Origin of the sequence: Anderseniella sp. Alg231-50 (assembly GCF_900149695.1) — a bacterium.
In the GTDB taxonomy this organism is placed as follows: domain Bacteria; phylum Pseudomonadota; class Alphaproteobacteria; order Rhizobiales; family Aestuariivirgaceae; genus Anderseniella.
On record NZ_LT703007.1, the window covers coordinates 15230 to 33346 of the forward strand.

20 protein-coding genes and 1 tRNA gene are annotated in these 18117 nt (G+C 57.8%); 5 read left to right on the plus strand and 16 right to left on the minus strand.

The annotated features are described in order from the left end of the window. The first annotated feature begins 11 nt into the window (after positions 1-11). Entirely contained in the window at positions 12-224 is a 213-nt protein-coding gene (locus tag DHN55_RS20085; RefSeq protein WP_108883347.1) for a DUF2842 domain-containing protein, read from the plus strand. A 100-nt stretch (positions 225-324) separates the two neighbouring features. On the opposite strand, the gene DHN55_RS20090 is transcribed toward DHN55_RS20085, so the two are convergent. After that, positions 325-1542 (minus strand): cytochrome P450, encoded by a 1218-nt coding sequence (locus DHN55_RS20090; RefSeq protein WP_337660601.1) that lies wholly within the window; start codon positions 1540-1542, stop codon positions 325-327. A gap of 487 nt (positions 1543-2029) precedes the next feature. On the opposite strand from DHN55_RS20090, the gene DHN55_RS20095 reads away from it, so the two are divergent. Both DHN55_RS20095 and DHN55_RS20100 read left to right on the plus strand, forming a co-directional pair. Further along, complete coding sequence (locus DHN55_RS20095; protein ID WP_337660602.1) at positions 2030-3391, plus strand: S8 family serine peptidase; 1362 nt, start codon at positions 2030-2032, stop codon at positions 3389-3391. A gap of 89 nt (positions 3392-3480) precedes the next feature. Further along, on the plus strand, positions 3481-3744 hold the full coding sequence (locus tag DHN55_RS20100; protein ID WP_108883349.1) for a hypothetical protein: 264 nt from the start codon (positions 3481-3483) through the stop codon (positions 3742-3744). Positions 3745-3771: 27 nt separating this feature from the next. On the opposite strand, the gene DHN55_RS20105 is transcribed toward DHN55_RS20100, so the two are convergent. From DHN55_RS20105 to DHN55_RS20135, 7 genes are all read right to left on the minus strand, one after another. Beyond that, a tRNA-Pro gene (locus DHN55_RS20105) sits at positions 3772-3848 on the minus strand. Between the two features lie 87 nt (positions 3849-3935). Further along, on the minus strand, positions 3936-4439 hold the full coding sequence (locus DHN55_RS20110; protein ID WP_108883350.1) for a MerR family transcriptional regulator: 504 nt from the start codon (positions 4437-4439) through the stop codon (positions 3936-3938). A gap of 85 nt (positions 4440-4524) precedes the next feature. Beyond that, entirely contained in the window at positions 4525-4836 is a 312-nt protein-coding gene (gene ihfA / locus DHN55_RS20115) for an integration host factor subunit alpha (protein ID WP_108883351.1), read from the minus strand. 138 nt (positions 4837-4974) lie between these two features. After that, complete coding sequence (locus tag DHN55_RS20120) at positions 4975-5949, minus strand: beta-ketoacyl-ACP synthase III (protein ID WP_337660657.1); 975 nt, start codon at positions 5947-5949, stop codon at positions 4975-4977. 13 nt (positions 5950-5962) lie between these two features. Continuing rightward, on the minus strand, positions 5963-7039 hold the full coding sequence (gene plsX, locus DHN55_RS20125; protein WP_337660603.1) for a phosphate acyltransferase PlsX: 1077 nt from the start codon (positions 7037-7039) through the stop codon (positions 5963-5965). 87 nt (positions 7040-7126) lie between these two features. Further along, a complete protein-coding gene (locus DHN55_RS20130; RefSeq protein ID WP_108883353.1) occupies positions 7127-7669 on the minus strand; it encodes a YceD family protein in 543 nt (180 codons plus the stop codon). Positions 7670-7707: 38 nt separating this feature from the next. Then, positions 7708-8244, minus strand: a complete 537-nt coding sequence (locus DHN55_RS20135; protein ID WP_108883354.1) for a ubiquinol-cytochrome C chaperone family protein — start codon at positions 8242-8244, stop codon at positions 7708-7710. A 169-nt stretch (positions 8245-8413) separates the two neighbouring features. Between DHN55_RS20135 and DHN55_RS20140 the strand changes: the two genes are divergently transcribed. Continuing rightward, positions 8414-8911 carry an outer membrane protein assembly factor BamE gene (locus DHN55_RS20140; protein WP_337660604.1) on the plus strand — a complete coding sequence of 166 codons (498 nt, stop codon included), beginning with the start codon at positions 8414-8416 and terminating at the stop codon, positions 8909-8911. An 81-nt stretch (positions 8912-8992) separates the two neighbouring features. On the opposite strand, the gene DHN55_RS20145 is transcribed toward DHN55_RS20140, so the two are convergent. Continuing rightward, positions 8993-11131 (minus strand): sodium-translocating pyrophosphatase, encoded by a 2139-nt coding sequence (locus DHN55_RS20145; protein ID WP_108883356.1) that lies wholly within the window; start codon positions 11129-11131, stop codon positions 8993-8995. Between the two features lie 464 nt (positions 11132-11595). Continuing rightward, positions 11596-12816 (minus strand): MFS transporter, encoded by a 1221-nt coding sequence (locus DHN55_RS20150; protein ID WP_108883632.1) that lies wholly within the window; start codon positions 12814-12816, stop codon positions 11596-11598. Between the two features lie 164 nt (positions 12817-12980). Between DHN55_RS20150 and DHN55_RS20155 the strand changes: the two genes are divergently transcribed. After that, the gene (locus DHN55_RS20155) at positions 12981-13412 is read left to right on the plus strand and encodes a CBS domain-containing protein (protein WP_108883357.1); all 432 of its coding nucleotides are present in this window, start codon (positions 12981-12983) and stop codon (positions 13410-13412) included. A 13-nt stretch (positions 13413-13425) separates the two neighbouring features. Here DHN55_RS20155 and nusB read toward each other — a convergent pair whose 3' ends face one another. From nusB to glyA, 6 genes are read right to left on the minus strand one after another with little or no spacing between them, the layout of a single operon-like run. Then, complete coding sequence (gene nusB, locus DHN55_RS20160; protein ID WP_108883358.1) at positions 13426-13929, minus strand: transcription antitermination factor NusB; 504 nt, start codon at positions 13927-13929, stop codon at positions 13426-13428. Further along, positions 13922-14395 carry a 6,7-dimethyl-8-ribityllumazine synthase gene (gene ribH, locus DHN55_RS20165; RefSeq protein WP_108883359.1) on the minus strand — a complete coding sequence of 158 codons (474 nt, stop codon included), beginning with the start codon at positions 14393-14395 and terminating at the stop codon, positions 13922-13924. Before ribH ends, nusB begins: the two co-directional genes overlap by 8 nt. Continuing rightward, the gene (locus DHN55_RS20170; protein ID WP_108883360.1) at positions 14392-15000 is read right to left on the minus strand and encodes a riboflavin synthase; all 609 of its coding nucleotides are present in this window, start codon (positions 14998-15000) and stop codon (positions 14392-14394) included. The genes ribH and DHN55_RS20170 overlap by 4 nt, the downstream gene beginning before the upstream one ends. A gap of 9 nt (positions 15001-15009) precedes the next feature. Further along, entirely contained in the window at positions 15010-16110 is a 1101-nt protein-coding gene (ribD, locus tag DHN55_RS20175; protein ID WP_108883361.1) for a bifunctional diaminohydroxyphosphoribosylaminopyrimidine deaminase/5-amino-6-(5-phosphoribosylamino)uracil reductase RibD, read from the minus strand. Positions 16111-16122: 12 nt separating this feature from the next. After that, the gene (nrdR, locus tag DHN55_RS20180) at positions 16123-16647 is read right to left on the minus strand and encodes a transcriptional regulator NrdR (protein WP_108883362.1); all 525 of its coding nucleotides are present in this window, start codon (positions 16645-16647) and stop codon (positions 16123-16125) included. A 51-nt stretch (positions 16648-16698) separates the two neighbouring features. Beyond that, entirely contained in the window at positions 16699-18006 is a 1308-nt protein-coding gene (gene glyA / locus DHN55_RS20185; protein WP_108883363.1) for a serine hydroxymethyltransferase, read from the minus strand. Positions 18007-18117 lie beyond the last annotated feature (111 nt).

An 18117-nucleotide genomic window follows, 5' to 3' on the forward strand; every position in this document is an offset into this window, starting at 1 on the left:
GTCAAAACACCATGCTCCCCGCCCGCACCCGAAAACTCATCGGGACATTCATCTTCCTGGCATTCCTGATTGTCTACTCGCTGATCGCCATGGCGGTCGGCGCACGCTACCTGGCAACCGTGCACGGCGTCTGGCAGTTCCTGTTTTATGCCGTCGCCGGACTGGCCTGGCTGCCGGGCGCCATGGCGATCATCTCGTGGATGGCGAAGGCCGACAGGCAGTAGCCAAAGGTGGCAAACGCTCACGTAAGTCCCCGTGCCCCCCGAGCCGAATACCCGGAGGGGTGAAAATCGCGCCGCATCATGTCCGGCAAGTCTTGCGCGACTAAAAGATCCGAACCTGCATCGGCGTGATCTGACGGATGCCGCCAAAGCCGAGCATGCGCGGTGGCGACAGCAACTCGATCCTTGGCGCGCCATCCAGAATGGCCGCGAGACTCTCTTCCATTTCGATCCGTGCGAGCATCTCGCCGATGCAGCGGTGCGGCCCAAGTCCGAAGACCGGATGAAACCGTGGATGATCGGTGCGGCGGATATCGAACCGCTCCGGGTTTGCGTAAACCGCCGGATCGCGCATGGCCGACATGGTGCTCAGGCTCAGGGCCACGCCCGCCGGCACCTCGATGTCGTCGAGTTCCACAGGGGCCGTTGTCAGGCGTGGAATGGTCGCGACCGAGGGTTCGCAGCGCAGTCCCTCTTTCACAGCGCCCGGGATCATGCCGTGATCGGACAAGAGCGCGGGCCAGTCGGAGGGGCGTTCGAGCAACAACGCGATCAGCATGGCAAAGGCGGAACGGGTCGTGTCGCTGCCGGCAATGATCAGGCCGACAACCTGGAAAGCCAGACTGTCGAACGGGATGTCGTGGTCTTCCTGCCAGTCGGTGACCAGTGCCGAGAGGAGGTCCGCACTGGAAGCGGCCATGCGCAGGCGCAACTGCCCCTTTACGTAATGAAACAGATCCTTTGTCGCGTTTTCTGTCGTGTCATGCCGGTCGTGCGGATAGACCGGCCCGAAAGCGAGCGAGGCATCGTACACCAGCCGTGCGAAGTGCCGGGTATCGTCTTCGGGAAGGCCGAGGATCGAGGCGATCATCTCAGCAGGCACGCGGGCGGCTACACAGTCGACAAAGTCAAAACTCTCTCCGCGCGGCAAACTTGCGATGATCCTGTCGGCGACGGCGCGAACCTGACCGCGCATTTCCTGCATTGGCCGGTGGGCGAAACTGCGCGCGAACAGGCCGCGCTTCTTGCGGTGCATCCCGTAGTTTGAAAACAGCAGCAGGTCTGAGATGAACCGCGCCGTGATCCCGTCCGGGATCTGCTTGAGCGCCACGAATTCCGGTCCCTCGACCTGACGCGTTCTGGGATCGGTCAATAGCAGTTGTACATGTGCCGCGCGAAGCACGAGATACTGGTTGGGGCCGAACTGCACCAGTGGTGTCTCCCGGCGCAGTTCAGCCAGTCGAGCGTGCGGTGCGTCATTCAACGTAGCAGGGTCGACGAAGGCCGGGTAGGATGTGGTCGTCTTTGTCTGTTCTCTCATAGGGTCGCTCCAGTATGTGTTTGATGTCGCCAGTAATCGCCTCCCCCGATCTGGTCGATTTGCTGCCATCGGATGTGTCGAGGCATTGCGGGCTCACCTAGCACCTCAGCGTTGTCACCAGCGTTGTCATGAGGGTTGTATTGCCAGCACCTCAGCGTTGTTTCTTTGAAGCTGCGCGACAGGTGAAATCCGATGGAAACCCCCTGCATCCGAGCGCTAACCTTGCGACCGGGCAATTTCTCATTTCTGCCAAATCTTTGATGTGATTGTTGTTTCAACTGGCGCGGACTGAGGTGTGCGGTTTGCCACAGACCCTGGACCGGCCGACATTGAACAATCGCGCCAACCGATCGCCAAGTGGCCCGCGATCTTCCGCCAAGTCCGAACCGACCGGGCGGATGCAGTCACCTCCGGCTAAAGACCGCCATAGCGGCAAGGAAAAACTCGGCCGGAAATAGCCACATATCCGATTTCGGAGGATTGAGAAATGGTAGCCATTCCTGTTCTGATCGTTATCCCTGCAACCGATACCGCACGTGAGTCAGCACGCATGTCGGCAGAGTCATTTGCATCCGGGTCCCAGGCCGGGACCGGCATCGATAAAACTGCGGAAAGTGACCTGCCCGAAGGCGTTGTACTGGACACAAACTTTGCCGCCGTACCCCTGGGGATGGCTACACCGACGCCTGAGAGCTTCAGCATGACCGCCACCAGCGATGATCAGCAATTCGTTGTCCGCGGCATGGTGGATTCCGAACAGATCTCCTCGCTGACCAGCACCAGTTCCGACGGTCCACGCGTATTTTGTGACACCCAGGTGGGATTGGCACCGATTTGCCCCGGAGACGCAGCCAGCGGCAATGCCGCGGACGTGCGCGGACTGCTGGGCGTCAGCCAGCTGTCACGCCGGCAATTGAGCGGCGACGGCGTGGCAGTTGCCATTGTCGACAATGGTATAAACTTGGCTCATTTGCGCCAGCGTGGCCTGTCGGCCCGGCTCGATCCTCATGTTTTCTGGACCCCTACCCCGAACATAAAACCCGGCGAGTACCCGGTTGACCACGGCACAATGTGCGCCTACTGCGTATCGATTGCGGCACCGGAATGCACGTTGCTTGACTTTCCGCTTCTTGGCTCGACAACCAGCGGCGGCTCGGTGATGGACGGGTTCCTCTCAGATGCGGTCCAGGCCTACAACGTCATGCTGACCATGATGCGCAAACCGGAGGCAGAACGGCCCTATCATTCGCTGGTGGTCAACAACAGCTGGGGCATGTTCCATCACAGTTGGGATTTCCCCCCCGGTCATCCAGGACGATATGCCGACAATCCAAACCACCCGTTCAACCTGATTGTCGGCAGCCTGGCGCAGTCTGGAGCGGACATCCTGTTTGCCGCCGGCAATTGCGGCACTGACTGCCCCGATGGACGCTGCCAGGGCGTGACGACGGATGTCATTACCGGTGCCAACTCACACCCTGATGTATTGTCGGTGGCAGGTGTGGACGTCAATCAGGATCGCGTCGGTTATTCATCAATGGGCCCCGGCCAGGCGCCGCTGGCGACGGAAAAACCCGACCTTGCCGCCTACACGCACTTCAACGGTTCTAACGCCTTCGGCGTTGGCAGCGCAGATGGCGGCACGTCCACGGCGTGTCCGGTTGCAGCCGGGTGCATAGCCGCGGTCAGAACCAACCTGCCACCAAGCCTGATGTCGCCGGCTGACCTTGCCCAGGCAGCCAGGGACAGTGCCGTGAAGCCCTCGGGCCCGGCCGGCTGGGACAGGGAAGTCGGCTTCGGCATCATCAGCCCGACGAACCTGGCCACGCGGGTGACCCCGATTGTCTAAACGAATGGAAGGCCGGGGCTGTTTCCGGTAGGCTTATAGCCCATCGGAAACTGCCGTCAGGCGCACAAAGCCAGCTTAGAGTGAGTACCATGGGTGAAATGGTGATGATGAATGTGCAATGTCCCGGCGATAAACCGTCCATCGAGGTCGTTGCAAAAAAGCTCAATGTCACCGTCTCAGCGATTGATACAAAGTTCGGTATCATCCTGGTTGATGTGAAGCGCCACATCTACACGGTGCGGGTCGACAAGGAGCAGCTCCCCAAGGATCAGCAACAATCCGAAGGGGTGTCCGGCCCCTACTCCGACCCGAAGATCGCCCCGTTTGGCACGCCTGATGCAAAAGACGAATAACGGCTCAGAATAAATGATTTGGAAAATTGGTCGGAGCGGCGGGATTCGAACCCACGACCCCTTGTCCCCCAGACAAGTGCGCTACCGGGCTGCGCTACGCTCCGACTGAAGCGGGGTATAACATTCACTCGCCATAAAAGAAAAGCCCGCAAGTTCGATTGCGGGCTTATTATTCATCACTGGATTCCAGATCATTTGGCCTGGTCAGGCACCAGCAGGCGGCGGGCTGCGGCGAGGTCGGTCAGGACCAGGCGCAATTCGTCAATCTGGGCCGGGGTGAGTTCGTGCACGATCTTTGTCTCGCGCGGTTCGGCAGGTGCCGGCGCTGCAGTTGCACTTGCTTCGGCTTTGGCTTCCGCCGGCTTGGCGGCTGTCTTGCGGGCTGCCTTGACGGTTTCTTCCGCCGGATCAACCGACACCTCGCCGCGACCAATGCCGATCACATGGGCAATACCGTTGTCCTTGAGGATCTTCTGCGCACCGCGGATGGTGTAGCCTTCACCGTACAGGAGCGTGCGAATGCCCTTGAGCAGGTCTACATCGGCGGGACGGTAATACCGCCTGCCACCGCCGCGCTTCATCGGCCTGATCTGTGAAAACCTGGTTTCCCAGAACCTCAGCACGTGCTGCGGCACGTCCAGCTGTTCAGCTACTTCGGATATGGTTCTGAATGCTTCGGGCGCCTTGTCGGTCAAATCTCAGCCTCTTTCGCGTTCCATGGTCCAGATCAAGTGTGCAGGGCTCCCCCGCACACCCATTCACTCGTCACGCTACTGAAAGTCAGTCGCCCCCGCCGGACGGCGCCTCTCCGTTTACAATCGCCTTCATGATCTGGCTGGGTCGGAACACCAGCACCCGGCGCGGCGTAATCGGCACTTCTTCCCCGGTCTTCGGGTTTCGGCCAATGCGCTGACGCTTGTCACGCACATCGAATGTCCCGAACGACGACAACTTGACCTGCTGGCCGTCCACCAGGGCGTCCGACATCAGATCAAGAACCGTTTTAACCAAATCCGCAGACTCCGTTCGTGACAGCCCTACCTTACGATGGACCGCTTCACTCAAATCTGCACGCGTGAGTGTCTTTGTCATTACTCCACCCCCTCGATGGTGTCTTATCCTAACACCCAATTGCCGGGTAGAGTCAATTGTAACTTTGTATTTAGATCAAGCACTTGCTTTGGGAATTATGCACTGCGCTGCAACACCTGCCGCAAATTTTCCGCAAGGTTACCAGCGAGCCAGTACCGCACCCCAGGTAAAGCCGCCGCCCATGGCCTCCATCAGCACCAGTTTGTCAGGTTGCAGACGACCGTCTTCGCGCGCCACATCCAGCGCCAGCGGAATTGACGCAGCCGATGTGTTTCCGTGATGGCCGACGGTGATGACAACCTTCTCGGTGGTCAGTCCGAAACGGCGTGCTGTTCCGTCCAGAATTCGCTTGTTGGCCTGGTGCGGAACGAACAGGTCGATCTTGTCCGGTTCAACACCGGCCTCCTCAAGCGTCTCGCCCATGACATCGGAAATGTTGGTGACGGCGTGCTTGAACACCTCCCGGCCTTCCATCCGCAGATGGCCGACGGTCTGGGTGCTCGAGGGCCCGCCATCCACATAAAGCTTGTCGCGATAGCGGCCGTCGGAGCGCAACCGCGTTGCCAGGATTCCCTTGCCGGGGTCATCGTCATCATTGGCGGCTGTGACCACAACGGCGCCTGCACCGTCACCGAACAGCACGCAGGTGCCGCGATCGGTCCAGTCGAGAATCCGCGAAAAGGTTTCGGCCCCGATCACCAGGACGTTGCGCGCGGAGCCTGCCCGCACGAAGTTGTCTGCCGTAGTCAGGGCATACACAAATCCTGAACACACCGCCTGAACATCAAAGGCAGCGCCCTGCAGGATGCCAAGCTCGCCCTGAACGGTTGCCGCGGTTGCCGGAAACGTCTGGTCCGGTGTCGAGGTCGCCACGATAACCAGGTCGATGTCGGCAGCCGCAATACCCGACCTGGAAAGAGCTGCCTCAGCCGCCTTGATTGCCAGGTGCGAGGTCAGCTCGCCCTCTGCCGCAATATGGCGCTGGCGAATGCCGGTTCGCTCAACAATCCAGTCATCTGATGTGTCGACCATTTCAGCCAGCTCGGCATTGGTCATTACCCGTTGCGGCAAATAGGATCCGACAGAACGGATTACGGAACGTGTCATATATATTATTTATTCCTGCTCAACTTGCACTGGCCGCTTCGGCCTGTTCGTCCGTGTGATCGTGATGCTCGTGTGGGGCAAGTTCTATGCCCCTGTCAATCCTGTCCACGAGATCATTGGCCACCATGTCAGCTGCAACATGAATGGCAGATGAAAATCCTGTTGAATCCGTGCCGCCATGGCTTTTGACCACGACACCGTTCAGCCCCAGAAACACGCCGCCATTGTAGGTGCGCGGATCAAGCCGTTTCTTTAACCGCGAAAACGCACCTTTTGCAAACAGAGCCGCGATTTTACTCACAACAGTGCGGCTCATTTCCTCACGCAATACGGCGACAATCTGCTGCGCGGTGCCTTCTGCCGTTTTCAGGGCAATGTTGCCGCTAAAGCCTTCCGTCACGATCACATCGACCTTGCCGGTGCCAATATCGGTTCCTTCCACAAAACCTTCATATTGCAGCGGCAGCTCGGCTTCTCGCAGCAACGCGCCGGCCTCGCGAACAGCTTCAACGCCCTTGACTTCCTCCACGCCGATATTCAGCAACCCGACCATGGGGCGCCGGATGCCGAACAGGCATCGCGCCATCGCCGCTCCCATGATGGCATTTGACACCAGCTGATCGGCATCAGCCCCGACGGTCGCGCCCATATCAAGCACGATGCTGCGGCCTTTTTGAGTCGGCCACATCCCGGCAATGGCAGGCCGGGAAACCCCTTCGGTGGTCTTCAGCAACACCTTGGCCATGGCCATAAGGGCACCGGTATTGCCGGCTGAAACAGCTGCATGGGCTTCGCCCTGCTTCACCGAATCAATCGCCTGCCACATGCTTGATGTCTTGCGGCCACGCCGGATCGCCTGCGACGGCTTGTCGTCCATCGCGATTGCCACGTCGGTATGATGCACAATCGAACGGGCTTTCAGCGCCGGCAGGCCATCGAGTTCTGCCATGATCGCCGTCTCGTCTCCGAACAGGACAAAGCTGAGTTCCGAACGCGCTGCAAGCGCTTCGGCAGCGCCTTGCAGCACCACTGGCACCCCGTGATCACCACCCATTGCATCAAGCGCAATAATTATGTCTCCGGAATCACTTTTCAATCCGCATGCCCCTTTTTGTCGAACGTCGAAGGATAGTGGTTTGCGGCATGGACACAACAGGTAAGTGTCGTTTGCACCATCGCCCGCCTAATCACTGTCCTTGAGTTTCAACTGCTTCAACACAGCAAAGGGGCTGACCTTCGGTTCATCGGTTCCAGCTTCTCCCGACGATGATACCGGCAATTCCGCACCGTCTTTTCGGGGATACGGATCAAGCTCCAGGCACAGCGCTTCAACGGCAAATTCGCCCAGCTCGATTTCGCCATCGTCGATGTAGCCGATATCTTCCTCGTCATGTGACACAACGACCTCTACATCATCGGCGGCAAGCCTGCTGTCCCTGGCGATGAAAACCTGATCCAGTTGCGCGCGGACATCGCTTTCGAACGGGTCCAGCGTCACTACGCAGGTCTGGGTAATGCTCGCTGATGCCTCGCCGCGAGCACGAAAACCGCCACGTTTCCAAGGCTGTATATGGATAGTTGCAGATATCGAATGCACTGCTTCCACCCCGAACCGCGCGGCAACCGCGGCACATTCCTCCGTGGTCGCGCTGATGGTCTCCGACGCACCTTCAGGTGCCATCCTGCTAACGTCGAACAGGCGGGAAAATTCGAGATCTTCACTCATATGCTTCAATTACTTCTATCGATTCCGGTTGATAAGGATCAGGGGCGCAGGCCGTCCAGGTTCAGATTGCCGGCCCGGATTTCAGCCCGGTCCATTGCGCCAACCGCGTCATGCATCAGTATGGTGTACTTGGCAAGCCGTTCGGCAGCCTGTGTTCTGCTTTCGGTACCTTCGAAGACATTTCTCACCAGCGCCGCTGCCACTGACGCCTCGCCTTCAGCACGCGCATTTGCATAGGCATTGGCCCGGCCATAATAGACGGAAGCCATCTTCTTTACGCGTTTACCGACCCCCATGTCCCCGACACCCATTTCGCGCAGGGAACGGTCCATGTCACGGAACACTTCATCAATCAGGGCCTGTGCAAACGCCTTGTCCGACTCTTCACCGGCCTGCATATGGCACATCACCGCATCATTGTGCAGTATGATCATGTCGAACCGTCCATCAAGCGTATCGGGCACTGCAAGCTCGGAATACAGGTCCGCCTGCCGTGCCTGTGCCACAATCGCCTCGTAGACGGTTCTGACAGGGTTCAGTTTTTGCGTGCGCGAAAGAATACTTTTGAATATCATGCAGGACCAACTAGACAGAATTGGATTTTGCAGCCACGGGCAACGTGGCTGAACGGTAACCAGCAGCAGGTGTTGCTGCAATTGGCCAACCGGTTTCCGGATGACCGCAACAGAAGTGATACGTCAAGTGCGAACCTTCAAGCCTATTATCGTACCGGCATCAAGTAAATTGCGCAGAGCCCTGCTTTGCTCCGGCTTTGTCCTGGCTGCCGCGGCAGTTCTGTCAGGCTGTTCGCGTGACATCGAACATCGCGGCTACCAGGCCCGTGCGGAGGACTTGCAGAAGCTGCGCCTCGGCATGACCAAGCAGGAAGTTCGCACCTCACTGGGTTCACCGTCGACAACGGCTACGGTCCAGCACCAGGGCGACAGCTTTTACTATATCTCGTCGCGCGTGAAAACGAGCGCTTTTCTGGAAAATGAGGAACTGGACCGGCAAATTCTTGCTGTGCGCTTCAGTCAGTTCGACCAGGTCCAGAGTTTCGGACAATATACCCTGCAGGATGGAAACATCATCAACATGAACTCGCGCGAAACACCATCGCGCGGGCGTGAGTTGACGATCCTGCAACAGATGTTCGGCAACCTCGGCAACTTCACGCCAAACGACACCGGTCCGCCGAAAGGTCAATCAGGCTCTATCAGCAGCCCTGGAAGCAACTACTAGGGCAACAGACAGACTGAAACAAAAAACCCCCGTGCAGTTTTCACACTGCACGGGGGTTTTGCTTTGTCTGGACGTCATTCTTTAGTGCGCAAGGATCGCCAGCAGCAGCAGGGCTACAATGTTGGTGATCTTGATCATCGGGTTAACCGCGGGACCGGCTGTATCCTTGTAGGGATCGCCAACCGTGTCGCCGGTTACAGATGCCTTGTGGGCCTCCGAACCCTTTTCGTGCTTCACACCGTCCTTGTCGACGAAACCGTCTTCAAAGGCTTTCTTGGCATTGTCCCATGCACCGCCACCGGCGGTCATGGATACCGCAACGAACAGGCCGTTGACGATCACACCGAGCAACATGGCGCCCAGTGCCGCAAAGCCCTGGCTCTTGTCGCCGGTGATTGCATACACGAAGTAGAAGCAGACAATCGGAGACAACACGGGCAACAGCGAAGGAACGATCATTTCCTTGATCGCCGCACGGGTCAGCATATCTACGGCACGGCCATAGTCGGGTTTTTCCGTACCCTTCATGATGCCCGGCTTTTCCTTGAACTGGCGACGGACTTCCTCAACCACAGCACCTGCGGCACGGCCCACGGCCGTCATGGCGATACCACCAAACAGGTAAGGCAGAAGACCACCAAACAACAGGCCGACAACCACGTAGGGGTTGGACAATGAGAAGTCGACATTCACGCCTTCAAAGAAGCTGCCCGGCGCTGCATTTGCCGCGAAGAACTTGAGGTCTTCGGTATAGGCGGCGAACAGCACCAGTGCACCGAGGCCAGCAGAACCAATGGCATAGCCCTTGGTAACGGCCTTGGTGGTGTTGCCCACTGCGTCCAGCGCGTCGGTCGTCTGACGCACTTCCGCAGGCAGGTCTGCCATTTCAGCAATACCGCCGGCATTATCAGTCACAGGACCGAAGGCATCAAGCGCGACAACCACGCCGGCAAGCGCCAGCATGGCGGTTACTGCAATTGCAATGCCGAACAATCCGCCCAGGGCAAATGTGGCAATGATACCGCCGATGATGATGAGCGCCGGAACTGCCGTTGCTTCGAGGGAAATAGCCAGCCCCTGAATAACATTGGTACCGTGACCGGAAACCGATGCCTGTGCAATGGAGCGTACCGGGCGGTATTCGGTGCCGGTGTAGTACTCTGTTATCCAGATGATCAGACCGGTAACCACCAGACCGATAAAGCCGCACCAGAACAGGTTGGCGCCGGTGAAGGTCGTTCCGCCTGAGGTGGTGAAGACAGTATCTGCACCCAGCCAGCCCCAAACAATACCTGCCATGGCAATGGCCGACAGCACCGAAGTGGCGATGAAGCCTTTGTAGAGCGCACCCATGATCGAGTTGTTTGCACCCAGCTTCACGAAGAAGGTACCGATGATGGAGGTAACAACGCACGATGCCCCGATCAGCATCGGGAACAGCATCAGGTTGACCGCTGCATCGCCGGTAAAGAAGATCGACGCCAGAACCATGGTGGCCACAATCGTAACCGCGTAGGTTTCAAACAGGTCAGCCGCCATGCCGGCGCAGTCACCGACATTATCGCCGACATTGTCGGCAATGGTAGCCGGGTTGCGCGGATCATCTTCCGGAATTCCGGCTTCAACCTTGCCGACCAGGTCGCCGCCGACATCAGCACCCTTGGTGAAGATACCGCCGCCGAGACGGGCAAAGATCGAGATCAGGGACGCGCCGAAGCCGAGGGCAACCAGCGCATCAATGACCACACGGTCGGTTGGTGCGTAGCCCATGGGACCAGTCAGGATCCAGAAGTAGACCGCAACTCCCAGCAGGGCGAGACCCGCTACGAGGAGGCCTGTGATAGCGCCGGACTTGAACGCAATTTCCAGACCGCCCGCCAGGCTCTTTGAAGCAGCCTGTGCGGTCCTGACGTTCGCGCGGACAGAAACGTGCATGCCAATGAAGCCTGCAGCGCCTGACAGCACGGCGCCGATCAGGAAGCCAATGGCTGCCGTGGCACCAAGCAACAGAAACGCTATGACGAATACCACCGCTCCAACGATCGCAATGGTTGTGTATTGACGATTGAGATAAGCCGTGGCGCCCTCACGAATGGCGTCGCCGATTTCCTGCATGCGGGCATTGCCTGCGTCAGCGGCCAGAACGGACTTTGTAGCCCAGATGGCGTAGACGATAGACAGGATACCGCAGCCTATAATAAGCCAGAGTGTCGAACTCATGGGTGAATTCCTTGCTGTTTATATGACTAAGATCCGGAAATCTGGAGAGTACTCGCCCGGGCGTGTCAGCATGCACAATCCCAAGACGGCCCCTGCTCTTTTGATAGAGAATCCCCTCGAATACCCTTTTGCCCGGATCGACCGGGGCGGAACATATTAAAACTCTGTTAATTAGGCAACCGCTTTGGACAGTTGTTTTAACACTACTATCGGCTATATCGCCCGGTGCCCGCAGAACTGCCATTTCAGCACCGTTTCACGCGCTGTTTAGGGTATGTTTTATCCGGCTGGGTCAGTGGTAGTGACAACCTACCCGCGCAAATGCCCCAAGAGGATCGCAAGGACAGACAATTTCGTCATTGGTCCGGGACTTCGGCTGCACCCAGAATCAGCTTCCGTACACCTTGCATGTTCCTCAACAGTTTGCGTTGACAGACAACATCACGGCGTGATGTGGAACCTGTTTACACACTCGCAACGCGACGGGAATTCAGACTCAGCCAGGCCAGCGCCAACAGGCACAATCCAACCATCGGGAACAGAGCCATGTTGACCGCGTTCCAGCCGATGGCATCCAACAGCTTGCCGGATGTCAGAGACGCGGTTGCGACAGTTGCAAAGACACAGAAGTCATTGACCGCCTGAACCTTGTTCTTCTCGCTGGCGCGGTAACACTCGGTCACCATGGCGGTACCGCCGACATAGCCGAAATTCCAGCCAATGCCCAGCAACACCAGACCAACAGCGAAGTTGGCAAAGGTAATGCCGGTCAATCCTGCGATACCGGCCATGCTCAGCAAGACCATGCCCGCCGCCAGCACACGTTCAACGCCGAACCGCGAAATCAGGCTGCCGGTGAAAAAGCTTGGAACAAACATGGCAAGCGCGTGCCACTGGATAACCCAGGCGCTTTGATCAACGGTAAAACCGCACGCCACCATTGCTATCGGTGTCGCGGTCATCACCAGGTTCATCATTCCATAGGCCATCATGCCGGACATGATCGCCACGATCAGCCGGGGCTGGCGCAATATCTCCGACAACGGACGCGCATCCGATTTGCTCAGATCTTCGCGCTCATGTGGAATATTGACAAAACAGATGACGGCCATGGCAACAATTGACAAAGCAGCAACGGCAGCGAAATTACCGGCGAACATGACCGGTTCGAAAAAGGACCGGCTGCCGATCACGATCATCGGCCCGAACACGGCGGCGGCAATGCCACCCAGCATGACCCAGGAAATCGCTTTCGGTTTGAATGCCGCCGATGCGGTATCGGCAGCGGCGAACCTGTAGTAGCCGGCAAATGCCTGATACCCGCCCTGCAGGAACGTGCCAAATGAAAACAGCCAGAAATCCCGCGCAAATATCGCATAGACACAGATTAACGCGCCAATGAAACCGAACATGGCGCCGGTCAGAAACCCCGCCTTGCGCCCGACATGGCGCATGAACAAGGACGCCGGCACCGTGGCCAGCGCGGTTCCGATCACATAGGTCGACACCGGCACGGTAGCCAGGCTCAATGACGGTGCGATCTGGGTACCCACGAGCCCGGCGGTAATAAAAATATTGATTGCACCCATGCCATAGAACGCCTGTGCAAGCGCGAGCACCAACGCGTTGCGCCGTGCGGCCCGGTCGTCAACAAAGGGAACATCGTCGGAAACAGCTGTCGTCATAGCGCGCACACTGATGCAGAATTGGGTATGGTGCAAGCCGCACAGATTGCAACTCTCGTATGCAGGAAGACCAATGGCCTTGTTGGCAGCGCAAATACAGCGCACAATCATGCTATAGTCGAAGGTGAATACAGAAATCAAACCCAACGGGAGGACATGACCATATGCAGGTTCAGACCATACTCAACGCCAAGGGAACCGCAGTTACTACAGTTTCACCTGACTCAAGTGTACGTGACCTGGCAACATTGTTGCGCGAGAACAAGATTGGTGCTGTTGTCGTGAGCAGCGACGCGGTCGCAATCGATGGCATCGTTTCGGAACGCGATATCGTCCGGCAACTAACTGATTTCGGGCCGAAGTTCCTGTCCGTGAAAGTCCGTGAAATCATGACAAAGGACGTTGTCACCTGTGCGCCGACTGACACTGTGGACAATTGCATGGAGTTCATGACCGGAAGACGCATACGCCATCTGCCCGTCGCTGTTGACGGCAAGCTGACCGGCCTGGTGTCAATTGGCGATATCGTCAAGGCCAAGATGGATGAAATCCGCCTTGAGGCGGAATCGCTGAAACAGTACATCTCGTCCGGCTAAGACCAGCAGCAGTTCACATTTCCTCCGGGTGTCGTTTGCGGGCCATGGCGTCCAGACTGGCATTTACAAACCCCGGTTCGCTGCCGGAAAAGAATGCCTTGGCGACTTCAACATATTCTGAAATCGTCACCTTGGGCGGTACATCATCCCTGAACAGGAGTTCAAAACCCCCTGCCCTTAAAATTGCACGCGACGTCGCTTCCAGCCTGGCCAGCGTCCAGCCCTCGCCCAGACACTCATTCACCTTCTTGTCGATGAGCAACTGGTCCCGCACCACACCCTCGACGATGGCCTTGAGAAACCCGTAATCAGCCTCACCACACTGGCCGTCATCGAACTGCACGCCTATTCTGCCAGACCCGTAATCAGCCAGCACGTCAGCAAGTTCGCTGCCGCCGATATCCATCTGGTACAGGGCCTGGACGGCGCCCAACCGCGACGCAGAACGCGCAACGCCTGTGCGGGGACGGGATGGTTTACCTGCCGGTTTTGCCGAAGTGTCTTTTGCATCAGTCATCACGGGATTCCTGGTCAAGCCGGAACTGCATCATCGCAAGGCAGGCCTCGGCTGCCCCTGCGCCCTTGTTCATGTCCGCGACATTTGCCCTGGCCTTGGCCTGGTCTTCATTTTCAACCGTCAGAATGCCGTTGCCGATACACGCGCCATCGATGCTCAGGTCCATCAGGCCACGTGCACTTTCACCGGACACGATTTCATAATGCGTGGTCTCTCCCCGGATGACGCAACCGAGCGCCACGAAGCCGTCATAGTCGCCGAACTCATATGCAATGGAGATCGTGCCGGGTATTTCCAGCGCGCCGGGCACACTGGTGATCTCGATCTCACATCCTGCAGCCTCAAGGGGTGCCTTTGCGCCTTCAAGCAACTGAGAGGCGATATGCTCATAATAGGGCGACTGCACGATCAGCACGCGAAACTTCTCAGCCGGTGATGCAGCCGGAATTGAGGGTATACTTGTCATTTGTCGAGGCTTTCATTGAGGCGCGCCACATAGCGGGCCAGCATGTCAATTTCCAGGTTCACCTTGTCCCCCACCTGAGCATTGCCCCAGCTTGTGACTGATAAAGTGTGCGGTATCACATTGATGCCGAAATTCACCCCGTTCACATCGTTTACCGTCAAGGACGTGCCATCAAGGCAAACTGATCCCTTGGACGCGATGAACCTGGCGAGTTGTTCTGGCGCGCAAAACACAAACCTGCGGCTGTCGCCGTCATCTTCAATCGAAACAATGTCGGCAACCCCGTCAACATGCCCGGATACGATATGCCCGCCGAGTTCATCACCGGCCTTGAGAGCGCGCTCCAGATTGATCCGGGTGCCCTCGGCCCAGCCGCCAAGTGTGGTTTTCGACAGGCTTTCAGCGGATACATCCACGGTAAAATGGCATCCTCCATCCGCACCGTGGGCAACTGACGTGACGGTCAGGCAACAGCCGGAACAACAGATGGACGCGCCAAGCGCTATGCCTGCCGCGTCATAGCCACTGGAGATCGTGAACTGCGTGTCACCACGCCGTTCAATGCCTTCAATAGTGCCAATATCTGTAATGATGCCGGTGAACATGGCAATCGTTTAACGCACCCGAACGTATTTGGCGAGCCAATCTGCGCCCAGGCTTTCACTTTCTCCGCGCTGCCTGAAACCGGCAGACGCCCTGATGGTATCCAGCGGCAGGCCTGCCATGGCGGCAAGGCCCTGCGGGCCAACTTTCTTGGGCGCTTGCAGCAATACCGCTTCGTCGACGAGGTCAGCCTCCACCAGGGCTCTCGCCATGTGCGCGCCGCCTTCCGCCAGCACATGCGAAACGCCCCTGTCAGCCAGTTTCACCAGCATATCGTCAAGGTCCACTTTGCCGTCGACCGTCGCGCCGCACTCGATCACCTGAACACCCCTGGCTTCCAGTGCAGACCTGGTGTCCGGGGCACAGGCACTGGTTGTCATGATCCACAAAGGCACATCGTTGGCCGATCCCACCAGTCGGCTTGTCAGCGGTATGGACAATTTGCTGTCCGACACGATGCGCACAGGTGAGCGGTCCGCCATACCCGGCAAGCGGCATGTCAGATCAGGGTCATCTGCCAGCACAGTGCTGACGCCGACCAGTATCGCATCCACCTCGGCGCGCAGCAGATGCACCCGATCACGCGCGGCTTCACCGGTGATTGCGGTCGGCTCACCGGGTTTTGCCGCAATTTTCCCATCCGCAGAAACAGCAAGTTTCAGAGTCACATAGGCGCGCTTTTCAATGTGGCGTTTGAGGAAAGCACGCAATTCCCAGTTCACCTGATCCGCCAGCACACCTTGTGTCACGTCAATACCGGCATCCAGCAGCGCATTGTGACCGCCACCGGACACCCTTGGATCAGGATCATCGAGGGCTGTCACCACCCGCGCTATACCGGCTTCAATCAGCGCATCGACGCACGGAGGTGTTCGCCCGTGATGACAACACGGTTCCAGCGTAACAAAGGCGGTAGCGCCACGTGCTGCCTCACCTGCCATTGCGAGCGCCTGTGTTTCGGCATGTGGACGCCCACCTGGGGCGGTTGATGCCACTGCGACAGTCGCACCATCAGACACGATCACACACCCGACAGACGGATTTTCTCCCGTCGATCCACGTTGCCGTCTGCCGGCGGCAACTGCCTGGCGCATATAGATTTCGTCGCTCATGACCAGGCTACCTCAATCAGGCTTGCCGTCACGGTCATCGGCTGTGTTGTTATCATTGTCGTCGTCACTCTCATCGGGCATTTCGTCTTCCGATGAAAGCTCGCCCAACAATTCCTCGAAATCCCGGGCTTCCCGGAAATTCCTGTATACGGAGGCAAACCGGACATATGCCACATCATCGAGAACCCGCAACCCCTCCATGACATGCTCGCCAATGAGATCGCTGGTAATTTCCGTTTCACCCAGGCTCTCGAGTTGCCGGACGATGGATGACATCATGCGTTCAAGGCGTTCCGGGTCAACCGGCCGCTTGCGAACAGCAATTGCAACTGATCGCGCGAGTTTGTCCCGGTCGAAAGGCACTCGCTTGCCGGATTTTTTCAGCACTATCAGCTCGCGCAACTGAACACGCTCGAAAGTCGTGAACCTTCCGCCGCAATCCGGGCAATGACGCCTGCGGCGGATGGCGGCTCCGTCTTCCGACGGCCGCGAATCCTTCACCTGTGAATCGTGGCTGCTACAGTAGGGACACCGCATGAGCAGTCAGCCCCTCCTCTTGATTTGACGGTTCGACTCAATCGCTTCCGATCAGGAATAGATCGGAAAACGACCAGTCAATGCAACCACCTTATCCTTAACGGCTGATTCTACTGCGGAATTTCCATCCTCACCATTGGTTGAAAGCCCATCCAACACCTCGATGATCAACTGACCGACCTCCCGGAATTCCGCAACACCAAAGCCGCGGGTGGTGCCGGCCGGCGAGCCGAGGCGAATGCCGGATGTGATCATCGGTTTTTCAGGGTCAAACGGGATGCCGTTCTTGTTGCAGGTGATGTTTGCCCGGCCAAGCGCGGCCTCGGCTGCCTTTCCTGTGACCTTCTTCGGGCGCAGGTCGACCAGGATGACATGTGTGTCCGTACCGCCGGACACCAGGTCAAGGCCACCTTCGAGCATGGCTTCAGCCAGCGCGTTGGCATTGGCAACGACGGCTGCGGAATACTCCTTGAAGTCCGGACGCAGAGCTTCCCCGAACGCCACCGCCTTGGCTGCGATCACATGCATCAGGGGGCCACCCTGAAGGCCCGGAAAAACAGATGAGTTGAACTTCTTTCCCAAAGCCGCATCGTTGGACAGGATCATGCCGCCGCGCGGACCGCGCAGGGTCTTGTGGGTTGTGGTTGTCGCCACGTGCGCATGCTCCAGCGGATTGGGATGCGAACCGCCGGCAACCAGACCGGAAAAGTGCGCCATATCGACCAGGAACCAGGCACCTACCTTGTCAGCGATTTCGCGGAACCGCTTGAAATCGATAAATCGCGGATAGGCCGACCCACCGGCGATGATCAGCTTCGGCTTGTGTTCGAGCGCCAGTTTTTCGACCTCGTCATAGTCGATCCTGTGGGTCACCGGATCGACCTTGTAGGGAACCGGGTTGAACCACTTGCCGGACTGATTGACCGGCGAACCGTGCGTCAGGTGACCACCACAGGCAAGATCAAGCCCGAGATATGTGTCGCCCGGCTGCAGCAGTGCAAAGAATACCGCCTGATTGGCATTTGCGCCCGAATGGGGCTGCACATTGGCATACTCGCAATTGAACAACTGACAGGCCCGTTTGATTGCCAATTCCTCGGCAATGTCCACATACTGGCACCCGCCATAGTAGCGCCTGCCGGGATAACCTTCGGCATATTTGTTGGTCAGCACCGAACCTTGTGCCTCCAATACGGCACGCGACACAATGTTTTCTGACGCGATCAGCTCTATCTCGTTCTGCTGACGTCCAAATTCCTGGGAAATCGCTGATGCCAGCTCGGCGTCAGATCCAGCCAGGGTGTCGGAAAAAAAGCCGGGAAAAATACCGGATTGAGTAGATTTCGGTTGAGCGGTCATGATCGGAGCTTCCCTCTGCACTATTTTCGGGCAACACAAGATGATCCGTATGACAGATAATGGCGTGACATCGCAATGCGTGATCCTCACCAAGCGGCAATGCGTCGCTGA